General features: G+C 69.7%; 27 protein-coding genes. 21 read left to right on the top strand and 6 right to left on the bottom strand.

The window, feature by feature from the left end; all coding sequences use genetic code 11:
• The first annotated feature begins 10 nt into the window (after nt 1–10).
• Together purD and ABZX02_RS22935 are read left to right on the top strand one after the other, a co-directional pair.
• Nucleotides 11–1267: a phosphoribosylamine--glycine ligase gene (gene purD / locus ABZX02_RS22940; RefSeq protein ID WP_355300590.1), complete on the top strand. Its 1257-nt coding sequence runs from the start codon at nt 11–13 to the stop codon at nt 1265–1267.
• Complete coding sequence (locus ABZX02_RS22935; RefSeq protein WP_355300589.1) at nt 1264–2172, top strand: ADP-ribosylglycohydrolase family protein; 909 nt, start codon at nt 1264–1266, stop codon at nt 2170–2172. The genes purD and ABZX02_RS22935 overlap by 4 nt, the downstream gene beginning before the upstream one ends.
• On the opposite strand, the gene ABZX02_RS22930 is transcribed toward ABZX02_RS22935, so the two are convergent.
• Complete coding sequence (locus ABZX02_RS22930; protein ID WP_355300588.1) at nt 2162–3010, bottom strand: AraC family transcriptional regulator; 849 nt, start codon at nt 3008–3010, stop codon at nt 2162–2164. The two genes, ABZX02_RS22935 and ABZX02_RS22930, sit on opposite strands and share 11 nt — an antisense overlap.
• A 223-nt stretch (nt 3011–3233) precedes the next feature.
• Between ABZX02_RS22930 and ABZX02_RS22925 the strand changes: the two genes are divergently transcribed.
• The 9 genes from ABZX02_RS22925 (at nt 3234) to ABZX02_RS22885 (ending at nt 10085) form a co-directional block, all read left to right on the top strand.
• Nucleotides 3234–3701 carry a hypothetical protein gene (locus ABZX02_RS22925; RefSeq protein WP_355300587.1) on the top strand — a complete coding sequence of 156 codons (468 nt, stop codon included), beginning with the start codon at nt 3234–3236 and terminating at the stop codon, nt 3699–3701.
• The gene (locus tag ABZX02_RS22920; RefSeq protein ID WP_355300586.1) at nt 3698–4282 is read left to right on the top strand and encodes a DUF3558 domain-containing protein; all 585 of its coding nucleotides are present in this window, start codon (nt 3698–3700) and stop codon (nt 4280–4282) included. The genes ABZX02_RS22925 and ABZX02_RS22920 overlap by 4 nt, the downstream gene beginning before the upstream one ends.
• Nucleotides 4283–4292: 10 nt before the next feature.
• On the top strand, nt 4293–5579 hold the full coding sequence (locus ABZX02_RS22915) for a hypothetical protein (protein WP_355300585.1): 1287 nt from the start codon (nt 4293–4295) through the stop codon (nt 5577–5579).
• Between the two features lie 23 nt (nt 5580–5602).
• Nucleotides 5603–6340 carry an ESX secretion-associated protein EspG gene (locus ABZX02_RS22910; protein ID WP_355300584.1) on the top strand — a complete coding sequence of 246 codons (738 nt, stop codon included), beginning with the start codon at nt 5603–5605 and terminating at the stop codon, nt 6338–6340.
• A gap of 133 nt (nt 6341–6473) precedes the next feature.
• Nucleotides 6474–6779 (top strand): hypothetical protein, encoded by a 306-nt coding sequence (locus tag ABZX02_RS22905; RefSeq protein ID WP_355300583.1) that lies wholly within the window; start codon nt 6474–6476, stop codon nt 6777–6779.
• Nucleotide 6780: 1 nt separating this feature from the next.
• On the top strand, nt 6781–7953 hold the full coding sequence (locus ABZX02_RS22900) for a transglycosylase SLT domain-containing protein (protein ID WP_355300582.1): 1173 nt from the start codon (nt 6781–6783) through the stop codon (nt 7951–7953).
• 27 nt (nt 7954–7980) lie between these two features.
• Nucleotides 7981–9111, top strand: a complete 1131-nt coding sequence (locus tag ABZX02_RS22895) for a pyridoxal phosphate-dependent aminotransferase (protein ID WP_355300581.1) — start codon at nt 7981–7983, stop codon at nt 9109–9111.
• A 60-nt stretch (nt 9112–9171) separates the two neighbouring features.
• Nucleotides 9172–9321 (top strand): hypothetical protein, encoded by a 150-nt coding sequence (locus tag ABZX02_RS22890; RefSeq protein WP_355300580.1) that lies wholly within the window; start codon nt 9172–9174, stop codon nt 9319–9321.
• A 38-nt stretch (nt 9322–9359) separates the two neighbouring features.
• Nucleotides 9360–10085: an ion channel gene (locus ABZX02_RS22885; RefSeq protein ID WP_355300579.1), complete on the top strand. Its 726-nt coding sequence runs from the start codon at nt 9360–9362 to the stop codon at nt 10083–10085.
• On the opposite strand, the gene ABZX02_RS22880 is transcribed toward ABZX02_RS22885, so the two are convergent.
• On the bottom strand, nt 10029–10625 hold the full coding sequence (locus ABZX02_RS22880) for an HAD-IA family hydrolase (protein WP_355300578.1): 597 nt from the start codon (nt 10623–10625) through the stop codon (nt 10029–10031). The genes ABZX02_RS22885 and ABZX02_RS22880 overlap by 57 nt on opposite strands.
• Before the next feature lies 1 nt (nt 10626).
• The gene (locus ABZX02_RS22875; RefSeq protein WP_355300621.1) at nt 10627–11628 is read right to left on the bottom strand and encodes a GntG family PLP-dependent aldolase; all 1002 of its coding nucleotides are present in this window, start codon (nt 11626–11628) and stop codon (nt 10627–10629) included.
• A gap of 122 nt (nt 11629–11750) precedes the next feature.
• On the opposite strand from ABZX02_RS22875, the gene ABZX02_RS22870 reads away from it, so the two are divergent.
• The 7 genes from ABZX02_RS22870 to ABZX02_RS22840 are packed head-to-tail and all read left to right on the top strand — an operon-like array spanning nt 11751 to nt 17160.
• Nucleotides 11751–12269: a SigE family RNA polymerase sigma factor gene (locus ABZX02_RS22870; RefSeq protein ID WP_355300577.1), complete on the top strand. Its 519-nt coding sequence runs from the start codon at nt 11751–11753 to the stop codon at nt 12267–12269.
• Between the two features lie 20 nt (nt 12270–12289).
• Nucleotides 12290–12964, top strand: a complete 675-nt coding sequence (locus ABZX02_RS22865; protein WP_355300576.1) for a hypothetical protein — start codon at nt 12290–12292, stop codon at nt 12962–12964.
• A gap of 27 nt (nt 12965–12991) precedes the next feature.
• A complete protein-coding gene (locus ABZX02_RS22860; protein WP_355300575.1) occupies nt 12992–13573 on the top strand; it encodes a TetR family transcriptional regulator in 582 nt (193 codons plus the stop codon).
• Nucleotides 13574–13630: 57 nt separating this feature from the next.
• Nucleotides 13631–14164: a SigE family RNA polymerase sigma factor gene (locus tag ABZX02_RS22855; protein ID WP_266035830.1), complete on the top strand. Its 534-nt coding sequence runs from the start codon at nt 13631–13633 to the stop codon at nt 14162–14164.
• Entirely contained in the window at nt 14161–14925 is a 765-nt protein-coding gene (locus ABZX02_RS22850; RefSeq protein ID WP_355300574.1) for a hypothetical protein, read from the top strand. Before ABZX02_RS22855 ends, ABZX02_RS22850 begins: the two co-directional genes overlap by 4 nt.
• Before the next feature lie 25 nt (nt 14926–14950).
• Nucleotides 14951–16369, top strand: a complete 1419-nt coding sequence (purB, locus tag ABZX02_RS22845) for an adenylosuccinate lyase (RefSeq protein WP_355300573.1) — start codon at nt 14951–14953, stop codon at nt 16367–16369.
• A complete protein-coding gene (locus tag ABZX02_RS22840; RefSeq protein WP_355300572.1) occupies nt 16366–17160 on the top strand; it encodes an MOSC N-terminal beta barrel domain-containing protein in 795 nt (264 codons plus the stop codon). Before purB ends, ABZX02_RS22840 begins: the two co-directional genes overlap by 4 nt.
• Here ABZX02_RS22840 and ABZX02_RS22835 read toward each other — a convergent pair.
• Nucleotides 17157–17597 (bottom strand): hypothetical protein, encoded by a 441-nt coding sequence (locus tag ABZX02_RS22835; protein WP_355300571.1) that lies wholly within the window; start codon nt 17595–17597, stop codon nt 17157–17159. The two genes, ABZX02_RS22840 and ABZX02_RS22835, sit on opposite strands and share 4 nt — an antisense overlap.
• Nucleotides 17598–17685: 88 nt before the next feature.
• Here ABZX02_RS22835 and ABZX02_RS22830 point away from each other — a divergent pair, with 88 nt between their 5' ends.
• Both ABZX02_RS22830 and ABZX02_RS22825 read left to right on the top strand, forming a co-directional pair.
• Nucleotides 17686–18561: a phosphoribosylaminoimidazolesuccinocarboxamide synthase gene (locus ABZX02_RS22830; RefSeq protein WP_355300570.1), complete on the top strand. Its 876-nt coding sequence runs from the start codon at nt 17686–17688 to the stop codon at nt 18559–18561.
• A gap of 50 nt (nt 18562–18611) precedes the next feature.
• Nucleotides 18612–19262, top strand: a complete 651-nt coding sequence (locus ABZX02_RS22825; protein ID WP_355300569.1) for a DUF2334 domain-containing protein — start codon at nt 18612–18614, stop codon at nt 19260–19262.
• Here the strand turns inward: ABZX02_RS22825 and ABZX02_RS22820 are convergent.
• Nucleotides 19225–19848: an MBL fold metallo-hydrolase gene (locus ABZX02_RS22820; RefSeq protein WP_355300568.1), complete on the bottom strand. Its 624-nt coding sequence runs from the start codon at nt 19846–19848 to the stop codon at nt 19225–19227. The genes ABZX02_RS22825 and ABZX02_RS22820 overlap by 38 nt on opposite strands.
• A 264-nt stretch (nt 19849–20112) precedes the next feature.
• Between ABZX02_RS22820 and ABZX02_RS22815 the strand changes: the two genes are divergently transcribed.
• A complete protein-coding gene (locus ABZX02_RS22815; protein ID WP_355300567.1) occupies nt 20113–21039 on the top strand; it encodes a serine protease in 927 nt (308 codons plus the stop codon).
• On the opposite strand, the gene ABZX02_RS22810 is transcribed toward ABZX02_RS22815, so the two are convergent.
• On the bottom strand, nt 21023–22003 hold the full coding sequence (locus ABZX02_RS22810; RefSeq protein WP_355300566.1) for an NAD-dependent epimerase/dehydratase family protein: 981 nt from the start codon (nt 22001–22003) through the stop codon (nt 21023–21025). The genes ABZX02_RS22815 and ABZX02_RS22810 overlap by 17 nt on opposite strands.
• Between the last annotated feature and the right edge of the window lie 31 nt (nt 22004–22034).

The following is a 22034-nucleotide window of genomic DNA, read 5'->3' as shown; positions in this document are numbered from 1 at the left end:
CTGGGGCCTCGTGCGCGTCCTGGTCATCGGGTCTGGAGCCCGTGAGCATGCCCTTGTCCTCGCGTTGTCGCGCGACCCGCAGCTGACTGCCCTGGCGTGCGCGCCGGGCAACGCAGGCATAGCCGGGCACGCCGAGATCTACGGCGTGGACGTGTCCGACGCCCAGGCCGTCGCCGGCCTCGCGAAGGAGTGGAAGGCCGATCTCGTCGTCATCGGCCCCGAACAACCTCTGGTGGTCGGGGCCGCTGACGCGGTCCGCGCCCTCGGCATCCCGTGCTTCGGTCCGTCGAAGGCCGCCGCCTGCATCGAGGGGTCCAAGGCGTTCGCCAAGGACGTCATGAACGCGGCGGGGGTGCCGACCGCGCACAGCGAGGTCGTGGACAACCCGGCCCGCCTGGACGCCGCCCTCGGGCGGTTCGGTCCGACGTGGGTCGTGAAGGACGACGGCCTCGCCGCCGGCAAGGGCGTCGTCGTGACCGCGGACCTCGCGGCCGCCCGTGCGCACGCCATGACGTTGCTCGACGGCGGCCACCCGGTGCTGCTGGAGTCGTTCCTGGACGGTCCGGAGGTGTCGCTGTTCTGCGTCACCGACGGCGAGACCGTGGTGCCGCTGATCCCGGCGCAGGACTTCAAGCGCGTGGGCGACGGCGACGCCGGCCCGAACACGGGTGGCATGGGTGCCTATGCGCCGCTGCCGTGGGCTCCCGAGGGCCTGGTGTCGGAGATCGTGACGCGGTGCGTGCAGCCGGTGGTCGACGAGCTGCGCGCCCGGGAGACGCCGTTCGTCGGTCTGCTGTACGCGGGCCTCGCCCTGACGTCCAACGGCGTGCAGGTGATCGAGTTCAACTGCCGCTTCGGCGACCCGGAGACCCAGTCGGTCCTCGCGCTGCTGAAGTCGCCGATCGCGTCGCTGTTCCTGGCGGCGTCGACCGGCACGCTGGCCTCGTTGCCCGAGCTGGAGTGGGAGAACGGCTACGCGGTGACGGTCGTGGTCGCCGCCGAGGGCTACCCGAACCGTCCGCGCACCGGTGACGTGATCACCGGAGCCGAGTCCGAGGGCGTCCTGCACGCGGGCACCCGCCGCCGCGACGACGGCGCCGTGGTCTCCACCGGCGGCCGCGTGCTGTCCGTCGTGGGCACCGGCAAGTCGCTGGCGAAGGCCCGCGAGCGCGCCTACAAGCGCGTCGCGGACATCCACCTCACCGGCTCGCACCACCGTTCGGACATTGCCTCGAAGGCCGTCGAGGGCAAGATCACCCTGCCGTGAGCCTGCTCGGGTGCGTGCTCGGCGGGGCCGTGGGAGATGGGCTGGGCGCGCCGGTCGAGTTCTCCTCGATCGACACGATCCGCCACCTCCACGGCCCGGCCGGCGTGGTCGACCTCCCGTCGCTGGAGATCACCGACGACACCCAGATGGTGCTGTTCACGCTGGAGGGCCTGGTGCTGGCCCGCCGGCACGGCATCGATCCGCTCCTGACGGTGAGGGCGGCCTACGGGCGCTGGCTGCACACGCAGGGCGGCCCGCCCGTGGCGCCGGACGGCTGGCTCATGGCCGACCAACGCCTCTTCTCGAGGCGCGCGCCGGGCCACACGTGCATCACCGCGTTGAAGCACAACGAGAAGAACAACTCGAAGGGCTGCGGCGGAGTGATGCGCGCCGCCCCGGTCGCCGTCTGGTCGACCGACGTGCGCGAGGTCTTCACCCTGGCCGTCGGCACCGCCCAGATGACGCACCACCACCCGAGCGGCTACCTGTCGGCAGGCGCCCTAGCCGTGATCGTGCAGGCGCTGCTGGCAGGTGCCGACCTGGTCTCGGCCGTCGCTGTCGCGCGGGCGGAACTGATCCGCTGGGACGGCCACGAGGAGCAGACCTCGTTGCTGGACAAGGTGATGGGCCTCGGCCCGTTGACCCCGGAGGAGATCGAGTCGGAACTCGGCGGCGGCTGGGTGGGCGAGGAGGCCCTCGCCATCGGCCTGCACGCCGCACTGGTCGCGCCGGACTTCGCGTCGGCCCTGAGGATGGCCGTGAACCACTCGGGCGACAGCGACTCGACGGGGTCGATCTGCGGCAACATCCTCGGAGCCCGCGACGGGATCGACGCGATCCCGGCTCCGTGGCTCGCCGCGCTGGAACTGCGAGACGTGATGGAGCGCCTGGTCCTCAGCTGGTGACGGGGATCCACAGCTCGGCCGTGGCCTGATCCCCGTCGATCTTCGTGCTGAGCATCGACGGCCCCTCCGCGCTCTCGTAGCTGTTGGACGGGAACCACTGCGTGTACACGTCCCGCCACATGTACTGGATGGTCTCGGGATACGGCCCGCTGGCCGTGAAGACGGCCCACGTGTGCTTGGGCACCTGGAGCGTCTCCATGTCCTCCGGCGCTTCCTCGCTCGTCACCACCCCCTGGAAGTAGTCGAGCATCGAGCCCTCCTCGACCCCCTCCTGGTTGAAGGTGAGCGCCAGCATCCCGTGAGGCTCCCCGTCGCTCAGCTCCTTCATGCGGTCGAGCGTCGGCATCCCGATGCCCTTCACGAACTCGACGATCGCGGGGTTCATCCCGAGGTGCACCAACGGCACCCGCGTCCCCCTCCCGACAACCGTGAACGCGTCCTTCTCGACAACCCGGTACTCCATGGCCGAACTCCCCTCCACAACCAACCTGAACGTGAGAATCTGCTGCGACTGCAAGGCCTTCTTGCTGGCGCGGGCCTCCTGCGGCCCAACCCCATGCATGGCCTTGAAGGCCCGGGCAAAGGCCTCGTTGGACCCGTACCCCCACCGCACAGCGACGTCGAGCAACGAACTCTGTCCACTGAGGACCTCGTTGGCCGCCTTGGTGAGCCGGCGCCGCCTGATGTACTCGCTGATCGGCATCCCGGCCAACGCGCTGAACATGCGCCGCAGGTGGTACTCGCTGGTGCCCGCGATCCGCGCGAGCACCTTGACGTCGACCTCGCCCTCGAGGTCGTCCTCGATGCGGGCCATGGCCTCGTTCAGTCGTTCCAGCACGTGTTCCAAGTTATTGGCCGTCGAGGGCGTTCACCCGACTACCTGTGCCCGGTCCGGTCGCCTTCGCGGTGGCGCTGCGCGGGCGGCGACCAGGAACGACACTGAGCGTGATGTGGAACCGACGAGGGGTGGTCTTCGTCCAACTACAGGTACGTCTTACGTGGGCGTTGGTAGCCTGCGAAGCGGGACCGAACCGTTACCAACCGTACGGGGGTAGGACGTCGTGGCACAGGAGAACGTGGGGGCGGACGCCCTTCTCGGCGCCGTGGCAGGGGTGGCTGGTGGCGCCGTGGCCGGTGCGGTCAGCGCGTTGAGGGCTGCGAACTCGGTCATGGACCGGGTCACGATGGGCATGGCGGGCGGGGGAACCCAGAAGTTCGAGGTCAACAAGGACAACGTCCTCAAGGCCGGCGCGGCGATCCAGGACTGCGCGACGGCGTTGAAGGACAAGCTCGACCTGGTCTCGGACGATCTCAAGATCTCGGCCAGCGAGAACACGGACGGAAAGGTGGGCGCGGACATCGCCGCCGCCTGGAACAGCCGGCTCGTGGGTGGCCCGGACACTTACGCGGGACGCGTCGACGGTTACGTCAAGGCGCTCCAGCGTCTTTCCGATCAGCTTAGGGAAGCGGCCAAGCAGTACGGCATCAGCGAGGAAGAAATCACCACGACGTTCGGGCCTGCCAAGTGAAGAAGATTGTTTTTCCGCTGACCGCTTTGCTGCTCGTGGCGGTTTCGGGCTGCACTGGCAGCGGCGAAAAGGGCAAGGCCTCTCCCGAATCGTCGGCGCCGTCGACCTCGCAGTCCCAGGGACAGCTTCCCAAGAGGCCTGCGGAGCTGAAGGTCGACAACGTCGATGCCTGCAAGCTGTTGACGGCGCCGCAGATGGACGAGATCAAGCTCGCGGAAACCTCGGCGGTCCAGTCCAAGGTGATCGACGGCTCGGCTCTGCCCGCCTGTCTTTACAAGAACAACATCAAGTACTCGTACATCGTCGTGCCGGCCGCCACCAAGGGCGTCGGGTATTGGCTCGGTGGTGGCGGAAACGTGACGGCAGATGTCGTCGACGTGGCCGGATACGGCGCGGCTGAGATCAAGTTCGCCGGTGTGGATGCATTCGACTGCGCGGTTTCGGTCGATGTCGCCGAGGGGCAGCAGCTCTACGTGAGCTACAAACCGGACACCGACGCCAAGGAAAACCAGCAGCAGATGTGCGACAAGGCGAAGAAGGCCGCCGCTCTCGCACTTGAGACGCTCAAGACGCTGAAGTGAGGGGGAGGGCATGTCTGGATATCGCGAACTGAACGACTGGAACTTTCCCGGCTGGTCGAACGAGCAGCTGGCCAACGAGGTGAAGCAGCTCAGCGGGGGTGACCTCGCGCGGAGGTTCGCCACCGCCTCGGAGGCGTTGCGCACACTGGCCGGCAGTCTCCAGTCGGTGGACGACGACCTGCGCGGTCAGCTGAAGGCGCTCGGCATCGACTGGCAGGGTGCGGCCGGCGAGAAGGCCCAGGAGAAGACCCACGTGGCCGCCGAGGGCATCAACGACGCCGGGCAGGCGTCCGAGCAGAGCTCCGACGCGATGTCGCGGCAGCAGGAGAGCTCGAGCACGGCGCGCCACAGCACGCCTGCCGCGGACACGCTGCGCGGCGACACCGAGCAGAACTTCGGCGACAAGGTCGGTGGCTTCTTCGGCGTCGAGACCGATCACGCCAAGGAGGTCGCGGCGACCAACGCGGCCCGCCAGCAGGCGATCGACGCTCTGAACGGCTACCAGACGGGCAGCCAGGGCGCGTTGAACGGCTTCCGTCCGCCCAACCAGGCGCCGGACATCGTCGTCGCCAGCTCCGCCGTGGCCCCGTCGGTCGGCCCGGGCGCGATCCAGCCCGGTGGCACCGCCCCCGGCTTCACGGGCAGCCCCGCGGGCACCAGCACGGGCGGCCCGGGCTTCACCGGCTCGCCCGGCGGCACCCCGGTCTCCCCGATCCCGAGCACCCCGGGCAACTCCACCGGCATCATGCCGGGCGGCAACCAGACCCCGATCGCCACCGGTCCCGGCCTCCCCAAGCCCATCGGCGTCCCACCGATCGGCGTGGCAGCGGCGGCGGCTGCGGCAGCAGGCCTCGCCGGCGGCACGGCCGGCGCACGCGGCGCCCAGGTCGTCGGCGGCGGTCGCGGCCCCAGCCAGGCCCCGAAGACGCCCATCGCCCCCGCCGGCCCGAAGGGTGCGCCCAGCACCATCGGCGGCGGAAAGGCAGGCGGTGGCGCCGGAGGTGGCGCGGGCGCCGGCGGTACCGGTGTCGCGGGCAAGGGGGCAGCGGTCACGCCTGGTGGCGCGGCCGGTGTCGGGCCCGAGGCCAACCGGGGTGGCGCCGCCGCGGCCGGCAAGGGTGGTGTGGCCGGCAAGGGTGGTGGGTCGCTCATGTCGCCCGCTGCCAGCGCGGCGCGCGGTGAGGGCGAGGAGGACGGCGAGCACGTGCGCAAGTACGGCGTCGACTCCGACGAGATGTTCGGTGATGACCGCATGGTGGTTCAGTCCGTCATCGGCGAAGACCCGAAGGACAAGTAGAAGCCTTGAGCTCACCAGGTTCTGTGGTTCTGTCCACAGTGGAGTTCGCCGTGGTCTGGGAGGCGCAACGCCTCCCGGCCGCGCACGTTGCGCTCGACACGCGGATTCCGTCCCTCACCCACACCGAGAAGTCCGAGGTGGTGAAGCGGGCCTGGGAGTCGCTCGAGGCGCGCGGGCTCGCTCACAACGGGCGGGTCGTGCCGGAGCTGGCCGACGGGTTCGCGTTGCTGGCGAACCACCAGGTGGCCATCGACCTGTGGATCTGGGCGGACCGGCAGATCAGCGGGCTCGCGGCGGCGATCGGTGACGACGCGATTCTGGCGGTGCAGGACCGCGACGAGATGTGGTTGATCGAGGCACGCGGCACGGCGCTGGCCGAGGCCGCGGTGTCGGTCGCCGGGGAGATGCCCGCCGGGTTCGGGCGGTCCATCAGCGCGCCCTACGACGAGCTGGTGTCCGCCGCGCAGAACGTCGGGCTCGACGCGCAACGGATGATCACCGCGCTGGAGCAGCGCGGCATGCGGCTCGGGGACGCGCAGGAGCTCGCCGGGATGCTCGACGGGATGTCCACCCGCGGGCAGTTCGGGGTGCAGCGCAACGGGCGGCGTGCCGGCAGGGTCGTGTCCTTCCACGACACGCACAACGGGCGTTACCTCCGCCAGCTCAAGCCCAGCAGCGACGGCCGGCCGTGGTGCACGATCACGCCGGTCGACAACCACCGGCTCGCCGCTTCGATCTGGGAGCTCTTGCAGGAAGTCTGATTCACGGAACCCCCGTTGGTGCCCGTCCGTCGAACTCGACGGGCGGGCACCGTCGTATCGAAAGAGCGAATCGGCGGACTGCTCGGCGCAATTCGTTCTATGGTCGATGAGTAGACGTCGAGGGGGTCAGTGCATGGCTGCGACCAGGTTCAACACCGAAGCCATGGAACAGTGCCGGACTACCGTGAGCAGTCAGGCCGGTCAATTCGGTGCCATCGGGGACGGCTTTTCCGGCCAGTACGGCAATTCGGACATCTTCGGAAAACTCGGTTCTTCCGGCGCGATCTCCGGCGCGGTGTCCGCACTGGACCAGGCGGGTGCGCAGGAGTTCGACGCGGCCGAAAAGGTGCTGCGCAAGGTCGAGGGTGTGCTCGACAAGATCCGCACGGGCGTCGACGACATCGAGGAAGCCAACAAGAACTCCCTGAGGGCGGTCTGACGTGAGCGCGAAGGACGAGGTCGCGGCGCTGCCCGGTGGTGCGGCGGTGGCCGCGCTCGCGGACAAGGTCGAGACCGCGCAACCCCAGGCCGTGCGCGACATCGCGAACCGCTGGAAGCAGGCGGCCGGCAAGTGCGGCGACCAGACGAACGTGTTGCAGCGCTCCGTCACGCAGCTCGACGGCGCCTGGGAGGGCAGCTCGTCGGACGGCTTCGTCGCCTACATGGGCAATGTCACGAAGTGCGGCACGGCGATGGCCGAGGCGCTCACGAACGCCGCGACCGACCTGGAGGCGGCCGCGACCGCGCTGGAGACGGCGAAGACCTCGATGAGCCGCATCTGCGAGGACCTGCTGAGCCGCGCCCGCAACGCGCGCCGGCAGCTGCACGGCCAGCCGCAGGAGGACGTCGACAGCCTCATCAGCGGCTACTGCGCCGAGGCGGCGAGCGACGCCCAACCCGTTGTCTCCCAAGCGGAAAGCGCGGTGAACGCCGCCGCGAGCGCGCTGAAGGGCCGCACCGGCGGACTGAACCCGAAGTTCTCGGCGCTGCAGGACCCGAACACCCAGTCGTTCGTCCCCGCACCGGGCAGGCCGATCGAGTGGGCGCCCACGGCACCGCCCGACGGCTCGACCAAGCAGTCGTCCACAACGGACACCCCACCCGCACCCGCGCAGACCCCCGCGCCGTCGAGCAACGGCCACGGCGGAGGCGGCGGTGGCGGAGGCGGTGGTGGCGGCGGAGGCGGTGGTGGTGAGGGCGGCGGCATGGGCGGCCTCGGCTCCAGCGGCGGCCCGCCCTCCGGCAGCCCTCCTCCCGGCAACGTGCAGGAGTGGATCCGCGAGGCCATCAAGATCCTGCAGGCCAACGGGATCCCGGTCACCGAGGAGAACATCGACGAGATCTGGAAGATCATCGAGAAGGAGTCGAGCGGCAACCCGCACGCCATCAACCTCTGGGACTCGAACGCCCAGGCGGGCACGCCCTCCAAGGGCCTCATGCAGTGCATCGACTCGACGTTCAACGCCCACAAGCTGCCCGGCCACGACGACATCTGGAACCCCGTCGACAACATCATCGCCGGTGTCCGGTACACGTTCTCGCGCTACGGCGGCTTCGAGGGCCACCCCGGCCTCAAGGCGATGGCGCAGGGCGGCGGGTACCAGGGCTACTGACCCGCGACGAGGAGTTAGCCTGGCGGCATGCTGACCGTGGCCGCCCGCGCCGACGTCCCGCCCTTCCACGTCATGGACGTGCTGTCCGCCGCCGCGGCGAGGCAGCGGACGCACGGCGACGTGATCTCCCTGGCCGCGGGGCAGCCGTCGAGCCCGGCGCCCAAGCCGGTCAGGGACGCTGCCGCGAGGGCGCTGGACGAGCACGCGCTGGGCTACACCGAGCAGCTCGGCATCCTCGAACTGCGGCAGGCCATCGCCGGGCACTACAAGCGGCAGTACGACCTCGACGTGACCCCGGACGACGTGGTGGTCACCACCGGCTCGTCCGGTGCCTTCACGCTCGCGTTCCTCGCGGCCTTCGACGCGGGCGACCGGGTCGCCCTGGCGCGGCCCGGCTACCCCGCCTACCGCAACATCCTCAAGGCGCTGGGCTGCGAGGTCGTCGAACTGCCGTGCGGCCCCGAGACGCGCTTCCAGCCCACGGTCGAGATGCTCGACCCCGGGCTCAAGGGCGTGATCGTCGCGAGCCCGGCCAACCCCACCGGCACCACGGCGCACGTCGAGCCCATCGCGGCCTGGTGCGCGGCCAACGGCGTGCAGCTGATCAGCGACGAGATATACCACGGCATCAGCTACGGCGAGCCCCTCCACTGCGCGTGGGAGACCAGCCGGGACGCGATCGTCGTCAACTCCTTCTCCAAGGCGTTCGCGATGACCGGCTGGCGCCTCGGCTGGATGTTGCTGCCGCAGCGGCTGCGCCGGGCCGTCGACTGCCTGACCGGCAACTTCACCCTCTGCCCGCCCGCGCTGGCCCAGTACGCGGCGGTCGAGGCGTTCCACGAGGACTCCTACGCCGAGACGGCCGGGCACCTGGAGCGCTACCGCACCAACCGCGACCTGCTGCTCGCCGGCCTCACGGACCTGGGCATCGACAAGCTCGCACCCGCGGACGGCGCGTTCTACGTCTACGCCGACGTCCGGCACCTCACGGACGACTCGATGGACTTCTGCAAGCGGCTCCTGGACGACACGGGTGTCGCGATCGTGCCCGGCATCGACTTCGACCCGGTCGACGGCCACCACTTCGTGCGCCTGTCGTTCGCGGGCTCGACTCAGGACATCGAGGAGGCCCTGCGCCGCTTCAAGGCCTGGCTCTGAACCGCGGAGCAACAAATCGGCGCCGCCGGACGTTCACAGTGCGAGGAAAGGGGAGGTCCTGTGTGGGCGATCATCGGGTGGCTGGTGGCGATCTGGATCGTGCTGGCCGTTGTCGGTGCCGTGGTGAAAGGCCTTTTCTGGCTCGCTGTGATCGGAGGGCTACTCCTCGCAGGCACAGCGGCTTACGGTGCGATCAAATCCAAGAAGTGAGGCTGGATTAATGCGATCGCACCGCTCACCATGAGGCGGTGTTGTTAGCCAATGAGGCCCGCCTGGAGCGGTGGGAACGAAAGGTCGAGTGGCCTCTGACGGCGCTCGCCGTGGTGTTCCTCGCCGTTTACGCCTGGCAGGTGCTCGACGATCACGGGTTCATGCACGTGCCCCTGGAGATCGTGTTGTGGCTGATCTGGGTCGTGTTCGCGGCCGAGTTCGGCATGCGGCTGACCCTGGCGCAGAACAAGCTGAAATTCCTCAGAACGCATCTTTTCGATCTTGCGGCGGTCGTTCTGCCGATGGTGCGCCAACTGAGGGTGCTCCGCCTGATCACCGTGATCACGCTGTTGAACAAGAAGTTCCAGCACAAGATCAGGCAACGCGTCAGCATTTACGTGGCGTGCGTGACGGTGCTGGTCGCGTTCTGCGCGAGCCTCGCCGTGCTCGACGCCGAAAGGCACGCGGAGAACGCCAGCATCACCACGTTCGGCGACGCGCTCTGGTGGACGCTCACCACCATGTCGACCGTCGGCTACGGCGACCGCTACCCCGTCACGGGCGAGGGCAGGCTCGTCGCCGGGTTGTTGATGGTCGGCGGCATCGCGCTGCTCGGTGTCATCACCGGCACGATCGCCAGCTGGCTCGTGGAGAAGCTGCGCGGCGTCGAGGAAGCGGAGCTCGAGACCGCGCAGGAACTCCGGAAGCTACGCGCCGAGCTCGCGGAACTCCGCAGCGAGCTGAACGCGCGCAGCGGCGGCTGACGTCCACAGCCGCGCGTCCCAGCCCGCGGCCAGCGCACCCTCCACGTTGGACGGACGGTCGTCGAAGAAGACCACGTCCGACGATCCGAGCACGGTGGCGGTGTGCTGCCAGATCTCCGCGTCCGGCTTCGCGCACCCCAGGTCGCCCGAGAAGATCAGGTGCCGGAAGTGCTGCGCCCACGGCGTCTTCTCGGCCAGCCGCCCGAACGTCGAGGGCGCGTTCGACAGCAGCGCGAGCGGCACGCCCGCGGCGGCCAGGTCCTCGATCAGCGCCACGGTCTCGAGCACCGGGTCGTCGAGCCAGCCCGCGTTGTCCATCGCGGTCAGCTCACCGACCTGCGCGTCGTCGAGGGTCAGCCCGAGCGAGCCCGCGATCCGCGTCCAGTAGTCGAGGTCCGACCCGCCGCGGTCGTAGGCGTCGCGGTCCCAGTAGGCGGTCTCGAAGACCGCGAGCGTCACCCCGAGCTTCGCCGCCATGGCGGGCCGCGCCGGGTTCCGCTGGCTGATGACCTCGCCGAAGTCGAACACGATCCAGCGCATCTCAGACGTCCTCTCGCAGCCGGCGAAGCACCTCGGCGACGTCGGACGAGTCCACGTCGCCGTGCGTCACGAACCGAACCTTGCCCGCCATCGGACTGGCCAGGACGCCCACCTCGCGCAGGGACGACAGCGTCTTGTCCAGGTCCGGCACCGCGGCCAGCACGATGTTCGTGGCGGGCTCGTCCACCTCCCAGCCCAGCGACCGCAACCCGGAAGCCAATCCATTGGCATTGGAATGATCGGCGGCGAGCCGTTCGATCCGGTCGAGCGCGACTAGACCGGCCGCGGCCAGCACACCGCCCTGCCGGACGCCGCCGCCCAGCATCTTCCGGACGCGCCGGGCCTCCACGACGAACGACGCGGAGCCCGCGACGACCGAGCCGACCGGTGCGCCGAGGCCCTTCGACAGGCACACCTGCACGGTGTCGACCCCGGCGGTCAGCGAGGTCAGCGGCACCCCGAGCGCGACGGAGGCGTTCCACAGCCGGGCGCCGTCGAGGTGCACCGCGAGCCCCGCGGACCGGGCGGCCGCGACCAGCGCGGAGTGGTCGTCGCCCGTGGTCACCGTGCCGCCGGACGCGTTGTGCGTGTTCTCCAGGCACAACAACGTCGTGCGCAGCCCGTAGTACGGTGACTCCCCGCCGGCCGCGGCGATCACCGACTGCGGCGTCACCGAGTGCAGCGCGTGGGGCATGCCGCCCGCCAGCCAGGCCGCCGTGCCGAGCTCGGCGTCCAGCACGTGCGCGCCGAGCGGGGCGAGGAACCGGTCCCCGCGCGACAGGTGCAGGTACAGCGCGATGAGGTTGCCCATCGACCCGGAGGGCACCCAGAGCGCGGCCTCGACGCCGAGCAGCCCGGCCACCCGCTCCTCCAGGGCGGCCATGGTCGGGTCGTGGTCGAGCACGTCGTCGCCGACCTCGGCCGCCGCCATCGCGCGGCGCATCTCCTCGTCGGGGCGGGTGACGGTGTCCGAGCGCAGGTCAATGGGGGTCACGAGCTCGATCACATCACATCAGGTGAACGAGAGAGGGGGTGATGTAGCTCTCGCCGGTGGTTCGTGCAACCGTTGGTGCCGCAGTTTCCGTCCTGTCAGTGCAACCGAGGAACGAGCGGAGAGCAGTCCGCGTGGATCAGCGCGACGAGCAGGAGTTCGCGGAGTACTTCGTGGCTCGCCGTGAGGCCGTGCGCCGAACGGCATACCTGCTGTGCGGCGACTGGCACCGCGCTGACGACTTCGCGCAGACCGCGTTCGTGGCACTGCACAGGAGGTGGCGGAAGATCAGGGACAAGCAGGCCCTCGACGCCTACGTCCGGCGCAGCGTCGTGCGCGCGGTGATCGACGAGTCGCGTCGTCCGTGGCGGCGCGAGAAGTTCACCGACGAGATGCCGGAAGCGCCGACGACCGACCCCGAGATCGCGGAGACGGTCGCGACGCGCGAGGCGTTGCTGAAGGGCCTGCGCAGAGTTCCGCCGAGGCAGCGGGCGGTGCTCGTGCTGAGGTTCCTCGAGGGCCTCGACGTCACGGCCACGGCCGAGGCGTTGAAGTGCTCGGAAGGAACCGTGAAGAGCCAGACCGCACGCGGGCTGGCGGCGCTCAGGGAAGCTCTGGGCGACGCCGTCGACGACCTGCGACCGGCGTCGTGACCAGCGAGAGGAGGACGTAGATGGACGAGCAGAAGCTCGCGGACCTGTTCCGCGACGCCGCACACGACGCGCCGCCGGCGTCCTTCGACGCGAACGACGTCCGCAAGGCCTCCCACCGCGCCTCGGTCCGCCGGCGCAACTCCATCGCCGCCGGCACCGCGTTCGTCGTGGTGCTCGGGTTCGGCGGGGTCTTCGCCGCGAACAGCTGGACCGGTCAGGAAGGTGGCGGCTCGCCCAGCGCGGCTTCTGGGCAGAACCGCGACGACGCGGCACAATCGCCGATGACTCCGTTGCAGGCGCAGCCGCCCACGAACTTCGCCGGTGAGGGCAAGTCCACGCAGGGGGACGTGTCCACGCCGGGGAGCACCGGCACCAGTGCCGGTGAAAGCACAGTGCAGGGCTGTGCAGGTGTGGACCGGGAGCTCGCCGACGCCCTCGCCGTCGAGCTTTCGGTCTCACCGGACTTCGCCGAGGCCCCGGCGCTGTCCTGCCCGCCGAACGCGCGGGCGGCCGCGTTCAAGATCGACGGGCTGACGCTCACCGCGATCGTGACGCCGGAACCGTTCGAGGCCCCGCCCGGCACGGCGCAGCGCGAGACGGCCAAGGGGCAGCAGCTGTACGTCCTCACGCAGGGCGACGGAGAGCTGAAAGGCCAGGCCAAGCGGTTCGCGGACGCACTGGCACCGAAGTTCTGATCGTCCGCCCAGTACCCTGGCTCGACTATGACGGCAGCAACTCCCAAGGGTGAGCGCAGGCGGCAGGCGCTCGTGGAGGCCGCGTCCGGCCTGTTCGCGGAGGGCGGCTTCGACGCGGTCAGGCACCGCGCGGTCGCCGAACGCGCAGGTCTGCCGCTCGCGTCGACCACCTACTACTTCGACTCGCTGGACGAGCTGATCACCGCGGCCGTCGAGTTCCACGGCCGCAGCGAGCTCGCGAGCTTCCGGCAGCGCCTCTCGTCGATCCCGGAGCAGCTGACCGACGACGTGCTCGTCGAGTTCATGCTCGACCTGCTCGTCGGCGAGGACGCGACCGACATCGAGGCCGTGCTGCTGCGCTACGAACGCCTGGTCGCCACCGGTCGGCGCCCGTACCTGCGGCCGTTGATGCGCGTGCTGTCGACCGAGTTGCGCGAGCTCGTCGCGGACGTCTTCACCCGCTCCGGCCGTGCCGTCGACGGCGACCGGGTCGAGGAGCTGATCGCCCTGGTGGACGGGTCGGTGGTCAACTCGTTCATCGAGCTCAAGTCGGACCCGAGGGGTGTGGCGGGCAGGATGCTCCGTTCGGCCCTTTCGCGTCACGCGTGATGCAACCCCGCGTTCCTCCGATGCGTTCCCCTGGTTGAGGACGCGAGAGGGGATCGCATGCGCAAGGCCGATGAACAGGGCTTTCGTGAATTCGCGGCAGCCAATGCCGCGTCTTTGCGACGCACCGCGTACCTCTTTTGCGGCGACTGGCACACAGCGGAAGACCTGATGCAGTCGAGCCTCATGAAGATGTACCTGGCCTGGAAGCGGATCAAGGACCTCGACAACCTGATCGCCTACGCCCGCAAGGTGCTGCTGCGCACCTGGCTGGACGAGAAGCGCAGGCCGTGGCGCAGGGCCGAGCAGCGCGACGGAGAGCTGCCCGACGCCGCCGACGCCACCGTGGACCCGGACACGACCAGCGCCAAGCTCTGGGCACGTGAGCTCGTGCACACCGCGCTGCTGCAGGTGCCACCGCGTCAACGGGCGGTGCTCGTGCTGCGTTATTTCGAAGACCTCTCGGTCGCCGAGGTGGCGGTGGCCATGGGGTGCACCGAGGGAACGGTCAAAAGCCAGACGGCGCGCGGTCTCGCGACACTGCGCACCATCGTGGAGAAGCTCGACAGCAGTTCGGGGAGGGTCGCATCGTGAGTGAGCAGGAGATCCGCGAGGGAATGCTGCTGGCAGTTTGGGACGAGCCGCCCCTGGACTTCGACCCCGACACCCTGATCAGGCGGGTCGAGCAGAAAAAAAGTCGCCGACGAGCGCTGGTCGCTGTGGGCGTGGCTACGGCGGTGATCGCCGTGGCGTCGTTCTCGCTGCCCGGCCTGCTGCCGCGCGACCGCGACGCGCAGCTCGGCACCGAGACCCAGACGACCACGTCGGCACCGTCGTCGTCGGCCGAGAGCGCCGAGCGCAGGGCACTGGTCGCCGGTGACCGGATGAGCGCCACCCTCTCGGCCCGGATGCCGGACCTCACCGGGGTCTACGCGACGTTCACCCCCGGCCGGCACCCGGCGTACCCGCCGAGCCAGGCGAAGTCCGAGGACTGGGCGCCCGGGAACGTGGAGTTCGCGGGCTTCGTGCACCTGAGCGACAGGATCGGGCCGACCGCGCTGCAGGTGTCGGTCGCCAGGAAGTCGTTCTCCAAGGACACCTTCTGCAGCGGTGCGAGCCTGTGCCAGGAGATCAAGCAGGGCGACGGGTCGGTCCTCTTCGCGGTCGAGCACTTCCACGACTCCCAGCAGATCCAGAAGTCGAGTGTGGTGCGCGAGTTCGAGAGCGGGCTCGTGGTGGAGATCTCCGCGTACGCGTTCAACCCGTCGAACGGCAACGGGCAGCGGGAGACCGTCCCGGTGCGCGTGGGGGTGCTCACACAGCTCATCACGGACCCGGGCATCGCCTGGCAGTGAGCCTGACGTGCACTAACCTGGGGCCGTGACGAAGCCCCGCATCGCCAACGTCCTCGCAGGCCGGTACGCCTCCACGTCGCTCGCGACGCTGTGGTCCGCCGAGCACAAGATCGTCCTGGAGCGCCAGCTGTGGCTCGCGGTCCTGCGGGCGCAGGCGGCGGCGGGCATCGAGGTGCCGGCCACGGCGGTCGCGGACTACGAGCGCGTGCTCGAGCAGGTCGACCTGGAGTCGATCGCCGCGCGGGAGCGGGTCACGCGGCACGACGTGAAGGCGCGCATCGAGGAGTTCAACGCGCTCGCGGGCCACGAGCAGGTCCACAAGGGCATGACCTCGCGCGACCTGACCGAGAACGTCGAGCAGCTGCAGGTGCTGCGCTCGCTGGAGCTGATCCGCTCCAAGGTCGCGGCCGTGCTGGGCCGCCTCGCGCGCCTCGCCGCCGAGCACTCCGACCTGGTGATGGCGGGCCGGTCGCACAACGTGGCGGCGCAGGCCACGACGCTGGGCAAGCGCTTCGCGACCGGCGCCGACGAGCTGCTGGTGGCGTTCTCCCGCCTCGACGAGCTGATCGCGCGCTACCCGTTGCGCGGCATCAAGGGCCCGGTCGGCACCGCCCAGGACATGCTCGACCTGCTCGGCACGCCGGAGAAGCTGGCTGAGCTGGAGCAGACGGTCGCGGGCCACCTCGGCTTCGAGCGCGTGCTCACCTCCGTCGGCCAGGTCTACCCGCGCTCGCTCGACTTCGACGTCGTCTCGACGCTGGTGCAGCTCGCCGCCGCGCCGTCGTCGGTGGCGAAGACGATCAGGCTGATGGCGGGCCACGAGCTCGTCACCGAGGGCTTCAAGCCCGGCCAGGTCGGCTCCAGCGCCATGCCGCACAAGATGAACACCCGCTCGTGCGAGCGCGTGAACGGCTTCGCGGTGATCCTGCGCGGCTACCTGTCCATGGTCGGCGAGCTCGCGGGTGACCAGTGGAACGAGGGCGACGTGTCGTGCTCGGTGGTCCGCCGGGTCGCGCTGCCGGACGCGTTCTTCGCGTTCGACGGGCTGCTGGAGACGTTCCTGACGGTGCTCGACGAGTTCGGCGCCTACCCGGCCGTCGTCGCCCGCGAGCTGGACCGCTACCTGCCGTTCCTCGGCACCACGAAGGTGCTGATGGCGGCCGTGCGCGCCGGTGTCGGCCGCGAGACCGCGCACGAGGCCATCAAGGAGAACGCGGTGGCCGTCGCGCTCGCGATGCGCGAGCAGGGCCTCGCGGAGAACGACCTGCTGGACCGCCTCGGCGCGGACTCCCGCCTGCCGCTCGACAAGGCCGCCCTGGAAGCGCTGCTCGCCGACCGCCTGTCCTTCACCGGCGTGGCGTCGGCGCAGGTCGCGTCCATCGTCGAGCAGGTCGCCGCGGTCGTCGACAAGTACCCGGCCTACGAGCCCGAGCCGATCCTGTGATCGTTTCCGATCTCCTCGTCTACCCGGTCAAGGGGTGCGGCGGGTACTCCGTCACGTCCAGCGCCGTGGAGCCGACGGGGCTGCGCGGCGACCGGATGATGATGCTGGTCGACGACGACGGCGTCTTCCTGTCGCAGCGCAAGGTCCCGGAGATGGCCGCGCTGCGCCCGTTCCTGACCGACGACGCGCTGCTCCACGGCGGATCGGCGTTCCCGATCGTCGCCGACGGGCCGCGCGTGCCGGTCACCGTGCACACCTGGCACGGGTCCGGAGTGGACCAGGGCGACGAGGCCGCGGAGTCGTTCTCCCAGGCGCTGAAGAGGTCCGTGCGACTCGTGCGCACGCCACCGGACCTGCACCGCGAGACGACGGGCGAGACCACCGGGGTCGTCGGCTACGCGGACGGCAACGCGCTGCTGGTGCTCTCGCTGTCCTCATTGGACGGGTTGAACGAGCGCATCCTGGAGCGCGGCGGTGATCCGGTGCCGATGAACCGCTTCCGCCCCAACGTGGTCCTGTCGGGCGCGGTGGAGCCGCACGCGGAGGACCGGGTGCGGCGCGCGGCGATCGGTGACGTGGAACTGGCCTACGCCAAGGACTGCGTGCGGTGCGCGGTGCCGATGGTCGACCAGCGGACCGGGCTCAAGGACGGACCCGAGCCGATCCGCACGTTGGCGACCTACCGGCGCGACCCCGACGGCGGGGTGACGTTCGGGATGAAGGCGCAGGTCGTGCGCACCGGGACCATCGCGGTCGGGGACAAGCTCGACGTGCTGGAGTGGCGGGCTTAGGCCTTCTGCCAGCGCAGGCGGTCGCCGCGGCTGGGGTCCTTGCGGCACACCAGCTTCTCACCGACCAGCCCGATGCCGTTCGCGCCCTCGGGGTCGCACCGCGCGCCCTCGTTGACGAGCAACCCCTGCTGGGGCGGCTCGGTCGTCGTGGGCTGCTGCGTCGCGGCCGGAGGCTGCTGGACGGGCGGCGGCTTCGGCTGCGTGGTCTTCGTCGTAGTGGTGGTGGCCGTGGAAGACGACGTTGTCTTGACCGAGATGTCGGCGACGTCCGGGGTCGGCACGATGCTCACCGACTGGGTCGTGCTCGTGTTCAACGAGCCGCCGGACGACGGGGACGAGATGGGGCTGGAGTCGAAGCTCCACCCGGCGATGCCCAGGACGACCAGCAGGGCCGCACTGGCCAAAGCTGGGATCCACAAGGCCTTTCTGGTGAGCACGGGTGCACCTTAAGCTTCTTTTCGCTTGATCTGTAGAGGTGCGGGGTGTACATCGGTCGCCGAAACAGGGGCACGTAGGCTGACCGGCGTGCCTACGCTCGCTGACTACCAGCACGTCGCCCGCGGCAAGGTTCGCGACCTGTACGACGTGGACGACGAGCTGCTGCTGTTCGTCGCCTCCGACCGGATCTCGGCGTACGACCACATCCTCAGCTCGGAGATCCCCGACAAGGGGCGCGTCCTCACCGCGATGAGCGTGTTCTGGTTCGAGCGGCTCGCGCCGAACCACCTGGTCGCTTTCGACGACCCGCGCATCCCGGCCGAGGTCCGCGGCCGCGCGCTGCTGGTGCGCAAGCTGCAGATGGTCGACGTGGAGTGCGTGGCGCGCGGGTACCTGACGGGTTCGGGCATGGCCGACTACACGGCGACCGGCGCGGTGTGCGGGATCGAGCTGCCGGCCGGGCTGGTCGAGGCGTCCGAGCTGGACCCGCCGATCTTCACGCCCGCGTCGAAGGCGGAGATCGGCGCGCACGACGAGAACGTGTCGTTCGACGTCATCGCCGAGAAGCACGGCGTCGAGCTGGCGTCGAAGCTGCGCGACCGCACGATCGAGCTGTACAGCGAGGCGCGCGCGTACGCGTTGACGCGCGGCCTGATCCTGGCGGACACGAAGTTCGAGTTCGGGCTCTCCCCGGACGGGGAGCTGATCCTCGCGGACGAGGTCTTCACGCCGGACTCGTCGCGCTACTGGCCGGCCGAGGGCTACGAGCCCGGCCGTGTGCAGCCGTCGTTCGACAAGCAGTTCGTCCGCGACTGGCTGACCTCGGAGGAGTCGGGCTGGGACCGGAAGTCGGACGTGCCGCCGCCTCCGCTGCCCGCCGACGTCATCGAGGCCACCCGTGCGCGGTACATCGAGGCGTACGAGCGGCTCACGGGCCGGTCTTTCGCTGACTGGCTCGCCTGAGTTCTCGCTGGTTTCACGCGGATGTCACCACGGCGTGGCGCACTCGTACGGTGCACTCACAGCTCGTGGTCTCTCTGTCCGGCATCGGTCCGCAGAACCTCGACCGATGCGCTGATCTCGCCGCGGCCCTCGACCCGCGGCAGGTGCCGTTGTCGCTGCTCGTAGTACCTCGCGAGCTCGGCAAGGCGCAGGAATGGGTGCGGCAGCGCGCCTCGCACGGTGATGCCGTCGTGCTGCACGGTCTCGGCCAACGGCGGCTACCGGCCTATGAAGCCGGGTTGTTGTTGATGGGCGCCCGTCTGCAGATGGACGCTCTCGGGTTGAACGCCGACACGTTCGCGCCTCGGCGCTGTGTGGCGTCGCCCGGGACGTTGATGGCGCTGGCCAAGCACAAGTTCGCGCGGTGCGCCGACGCGCACGCCGTCCGCGAGGTCGGCAGCGGGCTCGCGACCCTCGGCCGCCTGCACGCGCTGACCGAACGCAGCAGCTTCGGCGAGCTGCGATCGCTGGCGCTGGTCTACGCGGCGGCCAGGTCCGCGCGCCGCGGCGGGCTGACCCGGATCACCGTCGACGCCCGCGACCTGCACCGTCCGGGGGCGCGGCAGGCCGTGCTCGACGCCGTGGACATCGCGCTCGCCCACGACGCCGTGCCGACCACGTACGTCAGACTGCCGTCACCTCGCCAGGCGTCAGCAGCCTGACCTCGGTGTCCTCCGGCTTCAGCAGGTCGAAGAACCGGACGGCCATCTGCGGGCTCGCGAGCGTCTTCTCGTGGATCGGCACGGCGACCCGCGGCTTCACCTCGCGCAGGAAGTCGACGGCCTCGCCGGTCTTGAGCCACGGGGCGCCCGCGGGCAATCCGAGCACGTCGACGTCCTCGTCCGGCACGAACAGCGAGTCGCCGGGGTGGTAGAACGCGCCGTCGCCGACCACGTAGGCGGCGTTCGGCACGATCGGGATGTCCTGGTGGATCGTCGCGTGCTGCCCTCCGACGACCCGGACCGCCGTGTCGCCGATCTTGAAGGTGTCACCCGGCCGGGCGACGGTCGCGTTCTCGACTGAGGGTGCCGTGCCCTCGTCCACGATCAGCTGCGCCTGCGGGTTGGCCTCGAGCAGCGCGGGCAGCCTCTCGGCGTCGACGTGGTCGAAGTGCTGGTGCGTGACCAGCACCGCGTCCAGGTCCGTGAGGTCCTCGAACCCCGCGGAGAACGTGCCGGGGTCGATCAGGATGCGGGTGGTCCCGGTGTCGAGCAGCACGCAGGCATGACCGAAATGGACAACTTGCATTGAATCCTCCATTACCGACGTTCGGCGGGCTGACACGGCCAGGTGACGTCGGAAGTATCAAAAGGCATGAGGAAAACCCTGCAACTCCTCACGGCACTGGCGCTTGCCCTGCCGATGACGTCCATCGTCCCTGCTACCACCACCTCTACTCCTGCTCAGGCTTCTTCGCCGCAGTCGCAGGAAATCGGTACCGAGGAATCCGTCTCGGTCCGCGTGGGTGGCGCGAATCGTTCGACGACCGTCGAACGACCGGGCTCCGGATACGTGAAGCTGCATTTCACGGACCTGCGGATCATGCCCGGTGACGTGCTCACGGTGTCGAACCCTGACGGCACCGAGAAGTACACCTACACGAGAGACCTGAAGTCCTCGCTGACGGCGACGCCCGACGCGTCCGGCTTCTGGGCCATGTCGATCACCGGCTCGTCCGCTGTGGTCTCGGTGACGAACCCGCTGTCGCGCGTCCGGATCGACAAGCTCACGCGTGGCTACACCGAGGCCGAGATGTCGTCGCAGCCGTCCGTGCAGAGCATCTGCGGCACGAACGACTACAAGGACGCGGTCTGCTACCAGTCCAGCAACCCCACCGAGTGGGGCAAGACGCCCGCCGTGGCGAAGCTGCTGCGCAACGGCAGCTCGCTGTGCACGGCGTGGCGGGTCGGCCCCAACAACCGCATGCTGACCAACGAGCACTGCTTCACCAGCACCACCGGCATCGAGGTGTGGTTCAACTACCAGTGCCCGACCTGCGGTGGCACGAACTCGGCCACCGTCACGAAGGTGCTGGCGGCGCAGGTCCTGAAGTACAGCGCCGCGCTGGACTACACCCTCTTCACCGTGAACAACTTCGCGGCCATCAGCTCGTTCGGTTACCTCGAACTGGACGCGCGCGTTCCGGCCGTGGGTGAGGAGATGTACATCGTCGGCCACCCGGCCGGGAAGCTGAAGAAGCTGTCGTTGCGCGACAACAACAACGGCGGTGGCTACTGCGTCGTGCGTGCCGTACGCGTGAACGGCAGCTCCTCGCAGTCCGACATCAGCTACATGTGCGACACCGAGGGCGGTTCGTCCGGTTCACCCGTGCTGTCGAGGCGCACGCACAAGGTGATCGGCCTCCACCACTTCGGCGGCTGCCCGAACCAGGGCGTGCGCATCGACCTCGTCGCCGCGCAGGTCAACTCACTGCTGTGAGGATTTCCTGCTCTTCTTCGTGAGTGAGACCGGCCTTGCGGGGCCGGTCGAGCCCGAGGCCGCGCTCGTACTCCAGCGAGTCGAGCGCGGTCTCGGCCAGCGGCCTGACGCGCAACCCGTTGGCCAGCGCGTTGCTCACGTCGCGGCCGACCATCTTGGCCCACTCCTGCGGCAACCACAGCGGCAACGACCGAGGCCCGGCCCACGGGTTTATGCCGAGCTCCTTGAGCACGCTCTCGGGCACGGGCACCAACTGCGTGCCCGCCGGCGCCGTGGCCCCCGCGATCTCCCCGATGGCCATCTGGAACGGCATGACGGGCCCGGTCGAGTCGTACGTGCCCGTCACCCGCTCCTCGGCCGCGAACACGATCCACTGCGCCAGATCGCGCGCGTCGATGTGCTGAAACCCCAGGTCAGGACTGTCCGGCACGACAACCCGCCCACCCCGGGCCATCCGCGAGGGCCAGTACCCGAACCGGTCGCTGGGGTCGTCGGGCCCGGTGATGAGCCCGGCCCGCACGATGAACTCCCGACTCGCCACCGCCTCGCGCACCGCGATCTCACTGGCGACCTTGACGCTGCCGTACCGCTCGGCCGTGAACTCGGCCTCGGGGTCGTCCTCCAGCGGCGGCAACAGCTCGTCGCTGCCCGTCGAGTGGTCCGCGTAGACGGAGATGCTGGACACGAACGTCCAGTGCGGAGTGGTCCCGCCGAAGGCCTCGAGGGCGTCCCGCACCCAGTTCACCGAGTACTTCGACACGTCGATGACGGAGTCGAACCGCTCCCCGGCCAGCTGGTCGAACGCGCCGGGCCGGTCCCGGTCGACCTGGACCAGCGTGGCACCCTCCGGCACTCCGCCGGACGCGCCGCGGGCAGCGCAGAACACTTCGTGGCCACGGCGGACGGCCTCCGCCGTGATGGCCTTGCTGAGGAACACGGTTCCGCCGAGCACGAGGATCTTCATGATCTCCAGCATCCGTCCGATCCGGCCGCGG

Origin of the sequence: Lentzea sp. NPDC003310 (assembly GCF_040610935.1) — a bacterium.
In the GTDB taxonomy this organism is placed as follows: Bacteria; Actinomycetota; Actinomycetes; order Mycobacteriales; family Pseudonocardiaceae; genus Lentzea.
The sequence above is the reverse complement of the archived record's forward strand: the minus strand, read 5'-3'. Positions and strand labels throughout refer to the sequence as shown.